At 74.1% G+C, this 17,193-nt stretch carries 13 protein-coding genes and 1 pseudogene; 1 reads left to right on the top strand and 13 read right to left on the bottom strand.

Annotated features, from left to right (window positions below):
* Positions 1–74: 74 nt before the first annotated feature.
* The 13 genes and pseudogenes from JJJ15_RS12185 to JJJ15_RS12125 all read right to left on the bottom strand — a co-directional run bounded on the left by JJJ15_RS12185 (position 75) and on the right by JJJ15_RS12125 (position 16,080).
* Complete coding sequence (locus tag JJJ15_RS12185; protein ID WP_200510928.1) at positions 75–980, bottom strand: FtsQ-type POTRA domain-containing protein; 906 nt, start codon at positions 978–980, stop codon at positions 75–77.
* On the bottom strand, positions 977–2,461 hold the full coding sequence (gene murC / locus JJJ15_RS12180) for a UDP-N-acetylmuramate--L-alanine ligase (RefSeq protein ID WP_200510927.1): 1,485 nt from the start codon (positions 2,459–2,461) through the stop codon (positions 977–979). Before murC ends, JJJ15_RS12185 begins: the two co-directional genes overlap by 4 nt.
* A gap of 280 nt (positions 2,462–2,741) precedes the next feature.
* Positions 2,742–3,908: pseudogene (locus JJJ15_RS12175) on the bottom strand (UDP-N-acetylglucosamine--N-acetylmuramyl-(pentapeptide) pyrophosphoryl-undecaprenol N-acetylglucosamine transferase); the annotation flags it as partial.
* Positions 3,901–5,169: a putative peptidoglycan glycosyltransferase FtsW gene (locus JJJ15_RS12170; protein WP_200510926.1), complete on the bottom strand. Its 1,269-nt coding sequence runs from the start codon at positions 5,167–5,169 to the stop codon at positions 3,901–3,903. The pseudogene JJJ15_RS12175 and the gene JJJ15_RS12170, both read right to left, overlap by 8 nt.
* Complete coding sequence (gene murD, locus JJJ15_RS12165) at positions 5,170–6,753, bottom strand: UDP-N-acetylmuramoyl-L-alanine--D-glutamate ligase (RefSeq protein ID WP_200510925.1); 1,584 nt, start codon at positions 6,751–6,753, stop codon at positions 5,170–5,172.
* Positions 6,754–6,774: 21 nt separating this feature from the next.
* Entirely contained in the window at positions 6,775–7,863 is a 1,089-nt protein-coding gene (gene mraY / locus JJJ15_RS12160) for a phospho-N-acetylmuramoyl-pentapeptide-transferase (RefSeq protein ID WP_106108871.1), read from the bottom strand.
* Complete coding sequence (gene murF, locus JJJ15_RS12155) at positions 7,860–9,287, bottom strand: UDP-N-acetylmuramoyl-tripeptide--D-alanyl-D-alanine ligase (protein ID WP_200512078.1); 1,428 nt, start codon at positions 9,285–9,287, stop codon at positions 7,860–7,862. Before murF ends, mraY begins: the two co-directional genes overlap by 4 nt.
* Before the next feature lie 29 nt (positions 9,288–9,316).
* On the bottom strand, positions 9,317–10,906 hold the full coding sequence (locus tag JJJ15_RS12150) for a UDP-N-acetylmuramoyl-L-alanyl-D-glutamate--2,6-diaminopimelate ligase (RefSeq protein WP_200510924.1): 1,590 nt from the start codon (positions 10,904–10,906) through the stop codon (positions 9,317–9,319).
* Between the two features lie 81 nt (positions 10,907–10,987).
* Positions 10,988–12,805, bottom strand: coding sequence for a penicillin-binding protein 2 (locus JJJ15_RS12145; RefSeq protein ID WP_200510923.1), 1,818 nt, complete (start codon positions 12,803–12,805; stop codon positions 10,988–10,990).
* Between the two features lie 4 nt (positions 12,806–12,809).
* Positions 12,810–13,298 carry a hypothetical protein gene (locus tag JJJ15_RS12140; protein WP_200510922.1) on the bottom strand — a complete coding sequence of 163 codons (489 nt, stop codon included), beginning with the start codon at positions 13,296–13,298 and terminating at the stop codon, positions 12,810–12,812.
* A gap of 2 nt (positions 13,299–13,300) precedes the next feature.
* The gene (gene rsmH / locus JJJ15_RS12135; RefSeq protein WP_246742294.1) at positions 13,301–14,401 is read right to left on the bottom strand and encodes a 16S rRNA (cytosine(1402)-N(4))-methyltransferase RsmH; all 1,101 of its coding nucleotides are present in this window, start codon (positions 14,399–14,401) and stop codon (positions 13,301–13,303) included.
* 252 nt (positions 14,402–14,653) lie between these two features.
* Positions 14,654–15,085, bottom strand: a complete 432-nt coding sequence (mraZ, locus tag JJJ15_RS12130) for a division/cell wall cluster transcriptional repressor MraZ (protein WP_106108866.1) — start codon at positions 15,083–15,085, stop codon at positions 14,654–14,656.
* Between the two features lie 590 nt (positions 15,086–15,675).
* Positions 15,676–16,080 (bottom strand): DUF3040 domain-containing protein, encoded by a 405-nt coding sequence (locus JJJ15_RS12125; RefSeq protein WP_200510920.1) that lies wholly within the window; start codon positions 16,078–16,080, stop codon positions 15,676–15,678.
* Positions 16,081–16,414: 334 nt separating this feature from the next.
* On the opposite strand from JJJ15_RS12125, the gene JJJ15_RS12120 reads away from it, so the two are divergent.
* A complete protein-coding gene (locus JJJ15_RS12120) occupies positions 16,415–17,143 on the top strand; it encodes an MgtC/SapB family protein (protein WP_200510919.1) in 729 nt (242 codons plus the stop codon).
* Positions 17,144–17,193 lie beyond the last annotated feature (50 nt).

The raw sequence follows: 17,193 nt of genomic DNA, 5'->3' as shown, positions 1-17,193 counted from the left end.
CGGGCGCCCCCGGGCCCGGGACCAGCGGCCCGGGGCGGGCGGGCGGGGTGGGCGACCCGGTCAGCCGGCAGCGGTCACGGGGCCGTGGGCGTGGGCGTGGCCTCCCCCGCGGTCACCGGCGAGCGCGGGGCCGAGACGTCGTAGACGCTGGCGCTGCGGGCGCCCAGCAGCTGGGTGAGCACCCTGGCCTTGAGCGCCAGGTCCGTGGTGTCGCCCCAGACCACGGTGGACCCGCTGGCCAGGCTCAGCGACACCTGCCCGGTGGCCGAGGCCGTCCCCGAGACGACCTGGGCGCGCACGGCGGGGTCCAGGGCGCCTATGGCCACCGCCACGGCACTGACCTGCTCCCCGGTGAGGGACTCCCCCTGCGGGGTGACGATCGTGGCCAGGCCCGCGGGCGCCTCGCCCACCGTCCCCAGGACGACGGCGTCACCGTCCAGGAGCTCGTAGCCGCCCTCCACCTGCCGGACCGCCACCGGGACGCGCAGGGTCAGCGCCACGTCCACCCCCCGGGGCCAGTTGCGGGTGACCCGCACCGAGCGCACCCGCACCAGGGCGTCAGTCACCTCGTGGCCCATCTCCTCCAGGTTCAGGGACACCAGGGACTGCCCCACCTGGGGGGCCAGGGCCTGGCGGACGTCCTGGACGCTCACCGTGGAGTCGGCGCCCGAGACGTGGATGTCGTCGGCGTGCAGGGAGAACAACGGCGAGAACAGGGGGATCCACACCAGGACCGCCACCACGGCCACCACCGCCAGGGTGGTCATCAGCCGCCTGCGGCGCAGGGAGCGCACCGCCCGGCGCCGCTCCTCCAGGCGGTCGGCCAGACCGGTGGAGACCACCCGCTCCCCCGCCAGCGCGAGCTCCCCGGCCGGGGAGCGTCCCAGGACCTCCAGCTCACCGCGCCCCGTGGCGGGCTGGTCGGCCTGCCCGTCCTCTCGCGAGGAGGGGCCCGGGGCGCGGGGACGCCGGTGCCTCACGACGCCCCGTCCCCACGACGGCGCAGGTCCTCCAGGACCACGTCAGCCAGCTCGGTGACGTCCCCGGCCCCTACGGTCAGCAGCAGGTCACCGGGGCGGGCGGCGGCCGCCGCCGCGTGCGCGGCCTGCTCCCGGTCGGCCACGTAGCGGCCCGCGCGCATGCGGTCGGTGATCATGGCGCCCGTGACCTGCGGGAAGTCGGACTGGTTCTCACGGGCCGGGTAGACGCCGGTCACAATGACCTCGTCGGCCTGGTCCAGGGCGGCGGCGAAGCGGTCGGCGAAGGCCTGGGTGCGGGAGAACAGGTGGGGCTGGAAGAGGACCAGGACCCGCCCCCCCGGCGCCACGACCTGGCGGGCGGCCTCGAGCAGCGCCCGGATCTCGGTGGGGTGGTGGGCGTAGTCGTCCACGACGCGCACGCCGTCGCCCTCCCCCCGCGCCTCGAAACGGCGCCCGGCACCGCCGAAGCACGCCAGGGCCCGGGCCATGGCCTCGGGGTCGGCACCGACCTCCAGCCCGGCCGCCCAGGCCCCGGCGGCGTCGAGGGCCACGTGGTCCCCCGGTGCGCCCAGGTCCAGGTGCACGGGTACGGAGGTGGACAGGCCGCCGTCGGACATGACCGTGCGGGTCAGGACGGCCTGGGTGCCCTGCGCGTGCCGCCCGGTGACCTCCAGGTGGACGTGGGACTCCACCAGGGAGCCGGCCGGCAGGCTGGTGACCCCGGTGGTGCCGTAGGTGGCCACCCGCAGCCCCTCCTCGGCGGCGGTCAGCGCCAGGCGCAGGGAACCGGGGTCGTCGGCGCAGGCCACCAGGAGGCCGCCGGGGACCAGGCAGTGGGCGAAGTCGAGGAAGGCGGCCTCAAAGGCCTCCGCCGTGCCGTAGGTGTCCAGGTGGTCGGGCTCGACGTTGGTAATGACCTCCACCCGGGGGCTGTAGTTGAGGAAGGAGCGGTCGGACTCGTCGGCCTCGGCCACGAAGACGGCCCCGCCGCCCAGGTGCGCCCCGGTCCCCAGGTCCCTGACGACCCCGCCGACGGCGAAGGACGGGTCCTGGCCCAGGCGGCGCAGCGCCTGGGCCAGCATGGAGGAGGTGGTCGTCTTGCCGTGGGCGCCGGCCACCGCCACCAGGTCGCGTCCCTGGGCCGCCAGGGCCAGGGCCTGGGAGCGGTGCACGACCCTGGCCCCGGCCGCCCGGGCAGCCAGGAGCTCGGGGTTGGAGGCCCTGATCGCGCTAGAGACCACCACCGTGGCCCGCGGCGGGACGCGGGCGGGGTCGTGGCCGACGTACACTCCCAGCCCCAGGTCACGCAGGTGCTCCAGGGCGGGCCCGTCGTGGGCGTCCGAGCCGGTGACGGTGGCGCCGCGCTCCGCCAGCAGCTGGGCGACCACGCTCATCCCGGCGCCCCCCACGCCAATGAGGTGGAAGGCCTGCCCGTCCAGCGCCGCGGCGCCCGCCCCCCGGTCCCGGTTGCTCTCAGTCATGATCCGTGGTCCTCGCCGTGCTCGTAGGGTCGGTGTCTGGCAGGTCGTAGAGGGGGCCGCCCCCCGCCCCGCCCCCGGAGAGGCCGGTCCACGTGCGGGGCGCGGTGCCCGACGCCGGCCGGGCGGCGGGGGCCTGCGGGGCCACCGACCCGCTGGCGCCCAGGTCCTCAGTAGCCGGGTCCTCGGTACCTGAGTCCTCAAGGTCCGGCCCGAGGGCGTCCGGTCCGGCAGCGTCTTCCGCCCCGTCCGGATCCTGCCCGGGGGCCAGGACGGTGGCGGTCACCAGCGCGGTCAGGCGCGCGGCGCCGTCGGGCACCCCGGTGGTGGCGGCCGCCCGGGCCATCTCCTGGCGCCTGCGGACGTCGGTCAGGAGGGTGGCGAAGTCCAGCACGTCGGAGGGGGCCAGGTCGCCGTCGGAGCGCAGCACGCCCCCGTGGGCGGCAATGACGTCCGCGGCGTTGAGACGCTGCTCACCATTACCCACCGGCAGCGGCACGTACAGGGCGGGCAGGCCCAGGGCGGTCAGCTCCGCCACCGTCCCCGCCCCGGAGCGGCACAGCACGCCGTCGGCGCAGGCGTAGGCCTGCTCCATGGCGGTCAGGTAGTCCAGGACGTGGTAGCGCGTACGCAGGCTCTGCGGGGCCCCGTTATCCAGGGCGTCCTCCAGGGCGGCCCTCACCGGCGCGTCCTTGCCCCGGCCGGTGAGGTGGAGGACCTGGAGCCGCTCAGGGAGGCTGGCCAGGGCGGCGCCCACGACCTCGTTGAGGTGCTGGGCGCCCAGGGAGCCGCCCGTGATCAGGAGGGTCGGGGCCTGGGGGTCCAGCCCCAGGGCGGCGGCCCCCTGGAGCCGGGCGGTGCGCTCGCCCTGGGGGGTGGCGCGCTGGGCGACCAGGTCGGCCACGGCCGGACGCAGCGGCAGGCCGGTCACCTCGGTGCGGCCGTGGGCGGAGCGCAGGGGCGTGGAGGCGAAGGTCAGGCCCACCGAGGCGGCCCAGGAGGCCCCCAGCCGGTTGGCCAGGCCGGGGCGGGCGTTCTGCTCGTGGATGACCACCGGGACACGGGCCTTGCGGGCAGCCAGGTAGGCGGGGGTGGAGACGTAGCCACCGAACCCCACCACCACGTCGGCCCCCAGACGCCCGATGGCCTCGGCCGCGGCGGCGACCGCCCGGTTGAGGCGGGAGGGCAGGCGCAGCAGGTCCACCGAGGGACGCCGGGGCATGGGGACCCTGGGGACCAGGGCCAGCTCCAGCCCGGCGGCGGGGACGAGGTCGGCCTCCAGCCCCTCGGCGGTGCCCAGGACCAGGACCTGGGTGTCCGGGTGCCCGCCCAGGGCGGGGTCACGCAGGGCGTGGGCGGTGGCCAGCAGGGGGTTGACGTGCCCCGCCGTGCCGCCACCCGCGAGCAGGACGCGCAGTGGCCGGGACGGGGCGGCAGGTAGCTCAGACACTCTTCCTCCTTGAGGAGACGACGGACAGGGTACGGCGCACCGCACCAGGACGTGCCGCGAGCTCCTGGGCGGCCCCCGGCTCGGCGCGGGCGAAGGACAGCAGGACGCCGACAGCCGCCAGCACCGATATGAGGGAGGAGCCCCCGGCGCTGATCAGGGGCAGGGGGACGCCCAGGACGGGCAGGAGACCCACCACCACGCTCATATTGATAAAGGCCTGGCCCACGATCCAGGTCATAATGCCGGCGGTGACCACCGAGACGTAGACGGACTCGCAGCGCCGCATGACGCGCAGGCAGCACCACCCGACGACGGCGAACGAGGCGATGACCGCCAGGGTGCCCACGAGCCCGAACTCCTCCCCCAGGACCGCGAAGACGTAGTCGGAGTCCGCCTGGGTCAGGTAGCCCCACTTCTGGCGCGAGGCCCCCGGCCCGACCCCGGTCCAGCTGCCGGTCCCCAGGGCCCAGCGCCCGTGCTTGGGCTGGTAGCCCACGTCCAGGGGGTCGGCGGAGTCCGGGAACCACCACATGAGGATCCGGGCACGCCGGTTGGCCACGAGCAGGGAGGCCCCCGCGAAGCCGGCCACGCCCAGGGCCCCCAGGAGGGCGAACCACCTGGCACGCAGGCCGTAGACCCACAGCGCCCCGGCGCCCAGGAGCACCAGGACGATGACGGTCCCCAGGTCGCCGCCCCACAGGACCAGGGCGATCGGGACGCCGACGGGGACCAGGAGCCACAGGGCCAGGCCCTTGAGGTCCTTGAGACGGTCGGCGTGGCAGGCGACGACGTAGCCGATGTACAGGCAGATCGCGAGCTTGATGAACTCCGAGGGCTGGACCGTCTGGTCACCGGGGAGCCTGATCCAGTTGCAGTTCCCGCCCGTGCAGGTGCGCACGGAGGGCACGAAGTCCACCAGGAGCTGGGGCAGGGTCGCCACCACCAGGACCGGCACGGACAGACGCTGCCAGGCCCGGGCGGGAACCCGCGCCGCCAGCGCCATGAGGGCCAGCCCCACCACCGCGAACACGAGGTACTTGGCGAAGTTCTCGTAGGCGCTGCCCCCGTCGGCCGCGCTCTTGACCGACTGGACGGAGAACACCATGATCAGGCCGAAGGTGAGCAGGGCGAGGCTGGCCAGGAGGAGCGTGTAGTAGCTCAGGGTGGCGGACTCCCCCTCCCGGGGGCCCTCGGAGGAGGCCAGGAGGCGGCGCAGGGGGTGTGCGGGTCGGGGGCCAGCGCCGGTAGGGTCTGCGGGCACTCAGTCACGCTCCTGGTCCGTGGTCCCACGACGTACGTGGTCCCTGGCGGCGGCCGCGAACAGGTCGCCGCGCTGGGCGTAGGAGCTGAACTGGTCCCAGGAGGCGCAGGCGGGGGCCAGCATGACGGTGTCACCGGGACGGGCCAGGGCCGCGGCGGCGGCCACGGCGCCGTCCACGACCTCCCGGGGGCCGCCGTGGGGCACGCGGCGCACCGGGACCTGGGGGGCCTGGCGGGCCAGGGCGTCCAGGACCTCGGTCTGGTCGGCGCCAATGACCACCGCGGCCCGCAGGCGCACGGCCACCTGGCGCACGAGGTCGTGGAACTGGGCTCCCTTGGTGTCCCCGCCCACGATCCACACGCCCGTCCCCGGCTCCAGGGCGCTCAGCGCCGCGCTCGCGGAGTGGGGGTTGGTGGCCTTGGAGTCGTCCACCCAGGTCACGCCCCCGCCCTGGGCGACGGTGACCAGCCGGTGGGCGCCGGGGGCGAAGGCGCGCAGCCCGGCCGAGACGGCCCGCCCCGGGACGCCGACGGCCAGGGCCAGGGCGGCGGCGGCCAGGGCGTCGGCCAGGACGTGGGCGGGCAGGCGGGAGGCCTGCCCGCCCGGCGCCAGGTGGGCCAGGTCGGCCAGGGTGGCCACCTCCAGGCCCTCGGTGTGGCGGCCGGGGTGCCAGGCACGGTCCACCAGCAGGTCGTCAACCACCCCCACCTGCCCCAGGGCGGGGGCTTCCAGGGTGAAGCCGACGGCGCGGCAGCCCTCCATGACGTCAGCCTCCCGGACCATCAGGCAGGTGGCCTCGTCGGCGCAGTTGTAGACGGCCCCACGCCGGGTGCGGGCGTAGACGCGGGCCTTGTCCGCCCGGTAGCCCTCGTAGCCGCCGTGCCAGTCAAGGTGGTCAGGGGCCAGGTTGAGGCAGGCGGCGGCGAGCGGGGACAGGGTGCGGGTGGTGTGGAGCTGGAAGCTGGACAGCTCCACGGCCAGCACGTCAGCGCCCCCCTCCAGGACGGTGGTGACCACGGGGGCGCCGATATTGCCCACCGCCGGGGCCCGCATGCCCGCCGCGCCCAGGACCGAGGAGATCATGCCCACCGTGGTGGTCTTGCCGTCGGTACCGGTGACGGCGACCCAGGGCACGTCCGGGCGGGCGGAGGCGCGCTGGAGGCGCCAGGCGAGCTCGACCTCGCTCCAGGTCTCGATACCGCAGGCGGCCGCGGCAGCCAGGACCGGCCCGGTGGCGGGCACCCCCGGGGAGACCACGAGGAGGCGGGGGCGCTGCTCGGTGAGCGCCTGGGCGAGGCGCCCGGGGCTGCCGGCGCAGGCCGAGGCCACGGGGGCGGGCAGGTCCTCCAGGGCCTCCTGCCGCTCGTCGTAGACGCTCACGCGCGCCCCCAGGGTGCTCAGGGCCTCCAGGACGGCACGCCCGGTGCGCCCCATCCCGACCACGCCGACGTGCGCGTCGGCCAGGTCCTCGATCCTCGTGACGTTACTGGGCACGGGCCCACCTTCCTGCTGGAGCTGATGCCGGGACCGGGCCCGCCGGACGCCCGCCGGGCCCGGTCCCGGGGTGAGGGTACGCCGTCGCACCGGGGTAGCGGCGCAGGACGCTCAGGACACGAGGTACTCGCCGTAGAAGAGCCCCATGCCGGCCACCACGCACACCCCGGCGATAATCCAGAAGCGGATGACCACGTTGACCTCGGTCCAGCCCCCCAGCTCGAAGTGGTGGTGGAGGGGGGCCATGCGCAGCACGCGCTTACGGGTCATCTTGAACGAGCCGACCTGGAGGATGTCGCTGAGGACCTCCGCCAGGAACAGCCCCCCGATGACCACGGCGACGAACTCGGTACGGGTCAGGATGGACAGCCCGGCCAGCGCCCCCCCCAGGGCCAGGGAGCCGGTGTCGCCCATAAAGATCTTGGCCGGGGAGGCGTTCCACCACAGGAAGCCGAAGCAGGCCCCCATGAGGGCGGCCGATATCATGGCCATGTCACGTGGGTCACGGACCTGGTAGCAGGTCACGGCAATGGCCTCGCGGTGACCGTACTGGCAGGACTGGTTGAACTGCCACACGCTAATGAGCGCGTAGGCGCCGAAGACCATGGTCGAGGCGCCGGTGGCCAGGCCGTCCAGGCCGTCGGTGAGGTTGACGGCGTTGGACCAGGCGGTGATCAGGAGGTTGGACCAGATGACGAACAGGATCATCCCCACCACCGCGCCCCCGAAGGCCAGGTCCAGGCGTGAGTCCCGGGCGAAGGAGATGCGCGTGGAGGCGGGGGTCAGGCCGCTGCGGTCGGCGAAGTTGAGGGCGGCCACGGAGAAGGAGATACCGATCACGGCCTGGCCCGCGATCTTCTGCCAGGCCCTCAGCCCCAGCGAGCGCTCCTTGGCGATCTTGGCGAAGTCGTCCATAAAGCCGATCGCCCCCAGGCCCACGATGAGCAGCATGAGGAGCAGGCCGCTGGCACGCGGTGGCCGCCACATGATCAGGCTGCCGACGGCGTAGCCCAGGACGGTGCCGCCGATAATGACCAGGCCGCCCATGGTGGGGGTACCGCGCTTGGTGAAGTGCCCCTGGGGCCCGTCCTCCCGGATGAACTGCCCGTACTGCTTACGGTGCAGGTAGCGGATGAGCAGGGGCGTGACGAACAGGGAGACCAGCATGCCCACGGCTGCCGCGATAAAGATACCGGTCATTGGGAACGGACCTCCTTGAGGTGGTCGGCCAGGCGCCAGGCGCCTGAGCCGTGGGAGCCCTTGACGAGGACGGCGTCACCGTCACGGACCAGGGAGTCAATACGCGCCAGCGCCGCACCGGCGTCGGCCACCTCCACGACCTCCACACCGCGCTCACGTGCGGCGGCGGCGGCGGGGGCCGCCCCCTGCCCCACGGTCAGCAGGAGGGCGGCACCGGCCTGCGCCACCAGCTCGCCGGTGCGGCGGTGGTCGGCGGGCGAGGACGCCCCCAGCTCCAGCATCTCGGAGACCACCACGACACGGCGGCGTCCGGCCGCCAGGACCGGCAGGGTGGCCAGGGAGGCGGTCATGGAGTCGATATTGGCGTTGTAGGAGTCGTCCACCAGGAGGAGGTCACCGGCCAGGGGGCGCACGTCCATACGGTGGGCGCTCTCAATACGGGCGTCGGCCAGGGCCGTCAGGACGTCCTGGGGGGCCACCCCGGCGGCCAGGGCCAGGGCGGCGGCGGCCAGGGCGTTGGCCACGTTGTGGGCCCCGGGCAGGGACAGACGCAGGCGGGTGGGCCCGGCCCCGGGCAGGTGGACCGTGGTGAGCGGGTAGGCCCCGGCCTCCAGGACCGTGTCGGTGGCCCGCACGTCCGCCCCGGCTCGGCCGCTGGCGGAGAAGGTCAGCACCGCCGCCGGGGCGAGGGGGCGCATGCCGGCGGAGCGGGGGTCGTCCAGGTTGAGCACGGCGGTGCCCCCCGGCCGCAGGCCGGAGAGGATCTCCGCCTTGGCCGCCGCCACGCCCTCGATCCCCCCGAAGCCGTCCATGTGGGCGTGCCCCACCACGAGGACCGCGGCGGTGTCCAGGGGGGCGATACCGGTGAGGTAGGCAATGTGCCCGGGCGCCGAGGCACCCATCTCCAGGACCAGGTAGCGGGTGGAGGCGTCGGAGGACAGGACCGTCAGGGGCAGGCCGATCTCGTTGTTGAAGGAGGCCACCGGGGCCACCGTGGGGGCCACCGAGGCCAGGATCTGGCGGGTGAGGTCCTTGGTGGTGGTCTTGCCCACCGAGCCGGTCACGGCCACGACGGTCAGCTCCCCGCCGCGCTCCCGGGCCCGACGGCGCAGGTCCGCCAGGTGCTCGCGGGCCAGGCGACCCAGCGCCGCGACGGTGTCCGGGACCACCACCAGGGGCAGCTCCGCCCCGCCCAGGGCGGCCCGGGCGGCCTGGACGTCGCTGACCAGGGCGGCCTCGGCGTGTGCGCGGGCGACGGCGTCGAGGTAGGCGTGGCCGTCGGTCCTCTCCCCCGCGATGGCCACGAACAGGCTGCCCGGCCCGGCGCGGCGGGAGTCCGTCACCACGGCGGTGACCTGGGCGCTGGTGGCGTCGCCCGGGAGGGGGCCGGCGGGCTGGCTGCCCAGGAGGGTGCCGCCGGCCATGGCGGCGACCTGCTCCAGGGGGCGGGGGATCACGCCTGCCCCCACTTGGCCTCGACGGCCTCGCGCATGACCGGGGCGTCGTTGTAGCGGATGAACTGGTCGGCGACCTCCAGGAAGGGCTCGTGGCCCTTGCCGGTGACAATGACGGTGTCGTCCGGGCCGCACAGCTCCACGCCGCGGCGCACGGCGTCACCCCGCCAGGTGGTGACCTCCTCGACGTCCGCCAGGTCGGGACGCACCCGGCGCACCCCGGCCAGGACGGCGTCGCGGATGGTCTGGGGGTCCTCGGAGCGGGGGTTCTCGTCGGTGACCACCAGGACGTCGGCCAGGCGGGCGGCCACCTCCCCCAGCATGGGCCGCTTGCCCTGGTCGCGGTCGCCGTCGGAGCCGAAGACCACGATGAGGCGCCCCGGTGTGATGGGGCGCACCGCCTCCAGGGCCAGCTCCATGGCGTCAGGGGTGTGGGCGAAGTCCACGATGCACAGCCCGCGCGTCCCGTCCCGCTGGCTGACGCGCTGCATGCGCCCGGGGATGTTGTGGGCGCCGGCCAGAGCCGCCACCGCGGTGGGCACGGGGACGCCCGCCCGGATAGCCATGACCAGGGCCAGGGCGGCGTTCTGGACGTTGACCAGGCCCGGCAGCGGGCAGGAGGCGAGGATCTCCTGGGCGCCGGGCCCGTGGAGGGTGAAGGTGGTGGCCGCCTCCGCCAGGGAGACCGCGGCATCAGACACCCACCAGTCGCACTCGGCGTCACCGGGGTAGGCGCGCACCCGCTCCACCTCCAGGCCGGTGGCGGAGGCGGTACGGGCCAGGGACGCCCCCCACCGGTCGTCCACGCAGACCACGGCGCTGCGGGCGTGGGCGGGGGTGAACAGGCGGGACTTGGCCTCCAGGTACCCCTCCATGGTCTTGTGGAAGTCCAGGTGGTCGCGCTGGAGGTTGGTGAAGCCCACGACGTCGAAGGTGACGCCGTCCAGGCGGTGCAGCACGATGGCGTGGCTGGAGGCCTCCAGGGAGGCGGCGCCCACGCCCTCCTCGACGGCCAGGGCCATCATGCGGGCCAGGACCGGGGCCTCCACGGTGGTGCGCGGGGACTCCACCGAGGTGCCTCCCACGCGCAGCTCGACGGTCCCGGCCACCATGCAGCCGCCCAGGTGGGCCGCGAGCATGGCGTCCAGGAAGTAGCTGGTGGTGGTCTTGCCGTTGGTGCCGGTCACCGCGGTGGCGGTCAGGTGCTCGGCGGGGTGGTGGTAGACCGCCTGGGACAGGGGGCCGACCAGGGCCCGGGGGTCCTCGTGGACCAGGACCGGGGTGCCGGGGAGGCCGGCGGCCAGGTGGGCCCCCTGGCTGTCGGTGACCACGGCCACGGCCCCGGCCCCCACGGCCTGGGCGGCGAAGGAGGCGCCGTGGACCTTGAAGCCGGGGAGGCCCACGAACAGCTCCCCGGGGGCGACGTCACCGGAGTCCACGCTCACCCCGGTGACCATGACGCCGTCCACGTCCTCCTGGCTGGTGCCTGGCGCCGGGACCAGCGAGAAGGACCGCACCAGCTGCCTCAGATCGGTGGGCTCCAGGTGGTGGGGGCGCAGGGCCGCAGCCGACTCATAGGCGTTACTCATAGCTCCTCAATCTATCTCGGGGTCGGGGAACGGGCGTCGGGCTCGCCCGGAGAAGGAGTGTGACGTGCGAGGACTGAGGTGTCAGCCCCCGTCCGGTGAGTGGCCGGGGGGCGCGGAGGTCTCGGCGTCGGCGCGGGCGGCGGCCTGGGCGGCCACCACCGTGGGATCCGGGGCGATCCCCAGGGCGTGCATGGCGGCGGTGGCGATCTTGCGGAAGACAGGACCCGAGACGGTCCCGCCGTAGACGCCCTCGGGACGGTACAGGACCACCGAGACCGCGATGGCCGGGGCCCGGGCCGGGGTGAAGCCCACGAAGGAGGCCACCGTCCCGCCCTCCCCGGTGAGGATCTCGGTGGTGCCGGTCTTGCCCGCCACCAGGTAGCCGTCCAGGGAGGCGGTCTCGGCGGTGCCCCCCTCCTGGGTGACCCCGATGAGCATGTCGGTCAGGGTGGCGGCGGTGGCCTCGGAGATGACCTGGACGCCCTCGGGCTGGGTCTGGGGGATCTCCTTGCCGTCCGCCCCGATCCAGGCGTCGATGACCCGGGGGGGCATGCGCACGCCCTTGTTGGCGATGGCGGCCAGGACCTGGACGGCCTGGAGGGCGGTGACGGCCACGCCCTGGCCGAACATGGTGGTGTAGCGGGTCCGGCCGTCCCAGGAGTCTGGGGGGTAGAGGAGCCCGGAGGACTCCCCCGGCAGCTCGATCCCGCTCAGGGTGCCCCAGCCGAACCGCTTCATGAGCTCGTAGCGGCTCTGGTCGCTGACGGTGTCACCGACCTGGACGGTGCCCACGTTGGAGGACTCCGCCAGGATCTGGGCGCTGGTGAGGTACTGGTCGGGGTGCTCGTGGGAGTCGTGGAACTCCTCCCCGTCGGGGGACACCCAGCTGTAGGGGACGGTCCAGGGGGTCGTCGGGGTGACGGCCCCCTGCTCCAGGGCGCTGGCGAAGGTGACGACCTTGCCCACGCTGCCGGGCTCGAAGACGGCCTGGACCACCCGGGCCCCGCGGTCCTGCTCGGCGCTGGCGACGGGGTCGGAGGGGTCCACCGTGTGGGAGTCCGCCATGACCAGGATCTTGCCGGTGGAGGGCTCCATGACCACGATGGAGCCCCAGTCCGCGCTCTGGGAGTCCACGGCGGCGTCGATCACCTCCTGGGCCAGGGCCTGGAGGTCGGGGTTGATGGTGGTGCGCACGGTGGTCCCGGCGGTGGCCGGGGTGTCCTGCTGCTCACCGGTGGGGATAATGACGCCGCTGCGACCGATCTCGACGCTGCCCTCACCGTCGGTCCCCGACAGCAGGTCGTTCTGGCTGAGTTCCAGGCCGGCGGCACCGGTGAGGACCCGGTGCTCCTTCTCACTGGTGTAGCCCACGACGTTGCCGGCCGTCCTGCCGGCCGGGTAGGTGCGCCGACTGCGCTGGTCGGGCTCGATGCCCTGGATGTCCAGGGCCTTGACCTGGCGCCAGGTGTCGGGGGTGACCGCCTCGGCGACAATGACGTAGGTGGAGTCGCCCACCATGGCGCCGCCGAGCTCGTTGACGTCCACGCCCAGGACCGGGGCGAGCAGCTCGGCGGCGGCCAGGGCGCCGTAGCCCACGACGACCTCCTCCTCCGTGCCGGTGGTGGGGTCGGTCCTCTTCTCGCGGCGCTCGTACTGGGAGACCAGGACCTGGTTGACGCCGACGTCGTAGGACACCACGGAGGAGGCCAGGACCGTGCCGTCACGCCCCAGGATCTGGCCGCGCGGGGCGCGGTTGACCCAGGAGACGGTGCGCTCGGCCTTGGCCCTGGCGGCCAGCTCCGGGCCCTGGACGACCTGGATCCAGGCCGTCCTGCCCGCCAGGGCGGTGAACCCGACGGCTCCGGCCAGCTGCATCATCCGACGGCGGCTCAGGTCCACAGGCCTACTTCTCCGCGGCGGGCGTCCCGCCCGAGACGGTGGAGGTGGTCAGGTCCACGACCCCCGGGGCCCCGGAGGGGACCATGCCCAGACGCTGGGCGGCCTGGGTCAGGCTGGAGGGCGAGGAGGCCTTCTGGACCTGGTCGGCGAGGGTGGCGACGTGGTCGTTGGCCACACCGAGCTGGACCTGGGCGGCCTGCATACGGTAGGCGGTGTCCGCCATGGCGGCGTTCAGGGCCATGGAGCTGACCAGGACGGCCACCAGGATGAAGACGACACCCAGGAGGAAGGGCAGCGTGGAACGCGAGGCCGCGAGGCCCTGGACCACGGACAGGCGCGGGCGGGCGGTGGCCTCGGAGCGCTCGGCGCGGCGGGGCTCACCGCGCCGCGGGCGTGAAGGACGGGCCTGACCGGCCCCCTCCCAGGAGGCGGTGGCTCGTGAGGTGTGACGCGGTGCGGGGCGGGTGGCCCTGACTGCGTTGCTGGCGGACATCTTCAACTCCTTCCGGTGTGGCGGCTACGGGAGCGTGCGGACGCGGCTGGGCGGCGTCGACCGTGCTGGGTTCCACGGTCCCCGTACCGGCACCGCTCCTGGCCCGGCTGCGAGGCGGGGGCGTCGCAGGCGGGACGGGTGCGGACGGCGGCACGCAGGCGCACGGGGGCAGATCGGGGGTTGGCGTCGATCTCGGCCTGGGTGGCCTTCTCGGCGCCGTGGGTGAGAGCCTCCAGGTAGGGCCGGGCGGCCTGGGGGACCAGGGGCAGGCCCTGGGGGGCCCGGCTGGTGGTCCCGGCGGCGATAGCCCGCTTGACGAGCCGGTCCTCCAGGGACTGGTAGGACTCCACCACCAGGCGGCCGCCCACGCGCAGGCAGTCCAGGGCCCGGGGCAGGGCCCTCTGTAGGACGTCGAGCTCGGCGTTGACGGCCACGCGCAGGGCCTGGAAGGTCCGCTTGGCGGGGTGGCCCCCGGTACGCCGGGTGGCGGCGGGCACGGCGGAGCGCACCAGGTCGCTGAGGTCCCGGGTGCTGCGCACCGGGGTGCCCGCCTGGCGGCGGCGGACGACCTCGGCGGCGATGCGCGCGGCGAAGCGCTCCTCGCCGTAGGCGCGCAGGACGTGGGTGATCTGGGCGGCGTCCCAGGTGTCCAGGAGGTCCTGGGCGCTGGGGCCCGTGGTGGGGTCCATGCGCATGTCCAGGGGCGCGGGCCGGGAGTAGGAGAAGCCGCGCCCGTCCTCGTCGAGCTGGAGGGAGGAGACCCCCAGGTCCATGAGGACGGCGTCCACCGTGCCCGCCCCGTCGGTGCTGAAGCGGGCGGCGACCTGCGCGACGGCGTCGTAGGTGGTCTGCACGGCGTGGAAGCGCCCCCCGAAGCGGGCCAGACGGGCACTGGCCAGAGCCACGGCCTGCGGGTCACGGTCGATACCCACGAGCGTGAGCTCGGGGAAGCGGCTCAGGGCCCCCTCCGCGTGCCCGCCCATACCCAGGGTGGCGTCGATCATGACCGGCTCCCGCCCGTGGGCCACGGCCTCCTCCAGGGCGGGCGCCAGGAGGTCCAGGCAGCGCCCCAGGAGGACGGGGGTGTGGAGCCCAGCCGCCAGGTCCGCGGCCCGGGAGGTGTCTGCGAAGCCCGCTCCGACGCCGGTCTCGACGGCGGGGCTGGCGTTCTCGCGCACGTTGTCCTCCTTCGGGCGTGAGTCGGGTGGGCGGCCCACCACGGTGACGGATGTGGTGTGGCGGCGCCGTCGGACCAGGACTCCTTCCGCAGGTTCCGGCGTCGGGGAAGTGACGTCGGACGGCGGCGGAAGGGGACCTCGCCAGGCGGGGCTCCACGTTGTGCTAGGCGACGGGCCTCAGAAGAGGCCCGGGACGATCTCCTCGGCCGTGTTGGCGAAGACCTGCTCCTGACTGGTGAGGTACTCCTGCCACGCGGCGGCGTCCCAGATCTCCACCCGGGATCCTGCGCCGATGACGGCGAGGTCCCGGTCCAGCCCCGCGTAGGTACGCAGGTGGGCCGGCAGGGTAATACGACCCTGCTTGTCGGGGACCTGGGAGTCCGCGCCCGAGAGCATGACGCGCACGTAGTCGCGTGCCTGCTTCTGCGTCAACGGGGCCTCGCGGAGCTGGGCGTACATGCGCTCGAACTCGGTTGTGGTGAAGACGTAGAGACAGTGCTCCTGGCCGCGGGTGAGAACCACCCCTCCAGCGAGCTCCTCGCGGAACTTCGCCGGAAGGATGAGTCGACCCTTGGTGTCGAGGCGAGGCGAGTGGGTACCCAGGAACATGGGCCCGCTCCTCCCACCTCAACTATCCAGCGGGCACCACCATACTCCACTTCCCTCCACTTCCCTCCACGCAACAGGTCGAGGGCACGTCACAGTTAGATCGCTGCGGGCTGAGAGGTCTGCCTGCCGCCGGAAAACCGCGCCAGCCCGGGCGTCAAGGACGTGCGCGCACCACCGGGCGCGAACGTGCCCGGACCCGGAAAGGGCGACAGACCGGCCATAGGCGCGCGACACGCCGGGGGACGTGCGCACTCACCCGGAACCCCGGGTACGCGACACGCCGGGGCCGAGGACCTTGACGTCAGGGCGTGCAGCGCTCTTCCTTACGCCCGCACCGGGCGCACCCGACGGCGTCAGGAGGCAGGCCCCAGTGCGCCCCGGTGCGGCCAGGAGGCCGTCTCCCGCGGCCGGGAGCGGGACGTGGGCCCGGTAGGTGCGCCCCAGCACGGCAGAAGACCGTCCACGGTGCCGGGTCCAGGGCACGCCACCAGGGCGCCACGCCGGAGACCGTCCACGGTGCCGCGGAGGCCGCCCCTGGCCCCGGCGCCTTTGGCGTACTCGTGCTGGCGCACGCCCCCGAGGCCGGGGGCTCAGTGGTCGCGACGATGCTCCCAGCGCTCAGCCTGACGCTGCATAAAACGTGAGCGGGGCCTGTCCGCGCCACTCCCACCGCTCCTGCCGCCGCGGGCGGGTGAGGACGACTCGTCAGCGGGGCGGGAGGGGCCGGTAAGCATGAGGGTGATCCCCCAGACGGCCAGGGCGAAGCCGACCAGGCCCACCAGGACGGACCACAGGTCGTGGGCGATGGCCACCCCCGCCACCACGACCGCGAAGCCCCCCAGGACCAGGGCGATACCGGCACCGATACGCCGGGGCGTGGGGCGTCCCAGACGCTTGTCCGCGGCGGTCATGGTCTGGGCCAGACCCGGGTCCTCCGCACCGAGCTGCTTCTCAAGATCGCGTAGGACCTGCTGCTCGCGCTCTGACAGTGCCATGCCGGGACTCCCTTCCGTGTCAGTCCCGCGGGCGGGGCGCCGTCACCGGACCGTGATCCCAAGGATAGGCGCTTAACCGGCCCGGAGCGAAAACGTGTGTCAAGCGGTGGACACCACCATCCCGTCCCCGACAGCCCGCAACGACCCGGTTCTGGCCGCAGCGCCGACCGGGGCCGGGGCCGGTAGTGGCAACCACCACGACACGCCGACAGGACCCGTCCGGGTGCGGCGGGCCCGCCGACCCGACCCGGGCCGGCGGCATACGATCCTCCCGACGGCCCCTGACGCAGCCAGCACACCGCCGCGCACCCACCGATGCAGGAAAGACCCGCACATGCACCACCACCCCGGAACCACCCTCGACGCCCTGGTCAGTACCACCGGGATCGGGCCGCAGACGGTGTCCCTGTGCGCGGCCTTCGTCCTGTGCCTGCTGCTCGGCCTCGAGCGCCACCTGCACCTCAAGGACGCCGGGATCAAGACCCACGTCCTGGTGGGACTGGGCGCCTGCCTGTTCACCCTGGTCAGCGCCTACGGATTCAGCACCGCCGGCGGGGCGGACGCGCACCCGGACCCCTCGCGCATCGCGGCCCAGATCGTCTCGGGGATCGGGTTCATCGGCGCCGGGGTCATCTTCGTCAACAACGACACCGTCCGGGGGCTGACGACCGCGGCCACGGTCTGGCTCTCCGCGGCGATCGGCGTGGCCTGCGCCGCCAGGATGCTGCCGGCGGCCGCCCTGGCCCTGGGCCTGCACTACCTGCTGGTCTTCGCCGTCGCGCCCCTGACGGCGCACCTGCCGCAGCAGGGGGTCCACCAGGCGGTGGAGGTCACCTACGAGGTCGGGCACGCGGTCATGCCGGCCCTGGTCTCCACGGCGACGTCCCTGGGCTACGCGACCTCGATCTCCTCCACCTCCTCGCAGCGCTCGGACCGGGGCCGGGTAATGAGCGCGCGCATGTCCTTCCAGGGCGGGAAGGACGCCGAGGCCCTGGTGCGCGCTCTCGCCGAGGTGGAGGGCGTCATTAGCGTCGACGCCGTCCACGCCTCCGGCCTGGACTGAGGGGCCCGGTCCGGACCGCCACCGGGCCAGGCCGTCCCGAACTGGACCGC

The organism is Actinomyces sp. HMT897, assembly GCF_016626125.1.
In the GTDB taxonomy this organism is placed as follows: domain Bacteria; phylum Actinomycetota; class Actinomycetes; order Actinomycetales; family Actinomycetaceae; genus Actinomyces.
The sequence above is the reverse complement of the archived record's forward strand: the minus strand, read 5'-3'. Positions and strand labels throughout refer to the sequence as shown.

What these genes read in the sequence shown, in the direction of transcription:
- JJJ15_RS12140 (WP_200510922.1), bottom strand. Translation starts at nt 13,298, where the DNA reads ATGTCCGCCAGCAACGCAGTCAGGGCCACCCGCCCCGCACCGCGTCAC.
- JJJ15_RS12125 (WP_200510920.1), bottom strand. Translation starts at nt 16,080, where the DNA reads ATGGCACTGTCAGAGCGCGAGCAGCAGGTCCTACGCGATCTTGAGAAG.
- mraZ (WP_106108866.1), bottom strand. Translation starts at nt 15,085, where the DNA reads ATGTTCCTGGGTACCCACTCGCCTCGCCTCGACACCAAGGGTCGACTC.
- mraY (WP_106108871.1), bottom strand. Translation starts at nt 7,863, where the DNA reads ATGACCGGTATCTTTATCGCGGCAGCCGTGGGCATGCTGGTCTCCCTG.
- murF (WP_200512078.1), bottom strand. Translation starts at nt 9,287, where the DNA reads ATGGCCGGCGGCACCCTCCTGGGCAGCCAGCCCGCCGGCCCCCTCCCG.
- murC (WP_200510927.1), bottom strand. Translation starts at nt 2,461, where the DNA reads ATGACTGAGAGCAACCGGGACCGGGGGGCGGGCGCCGCGGCGCTGGAC.
- JJJ15_RS12150 (WP_200510924.1), bottom strand. Translation starts at nt 10,906, where the DNA reads ATGAGTAACGCCTATGAGTCGGCTGCGGCCCTGCGCCCCCACCACCTG.
- JJJ15_RS12120 (WP_200510919.1), top strand. Translation starts at nt 16,415, where the DNA reads ATGCACCACCACCCCGGAACCACCCTCGACGCCCTGGTCAGTACCACC.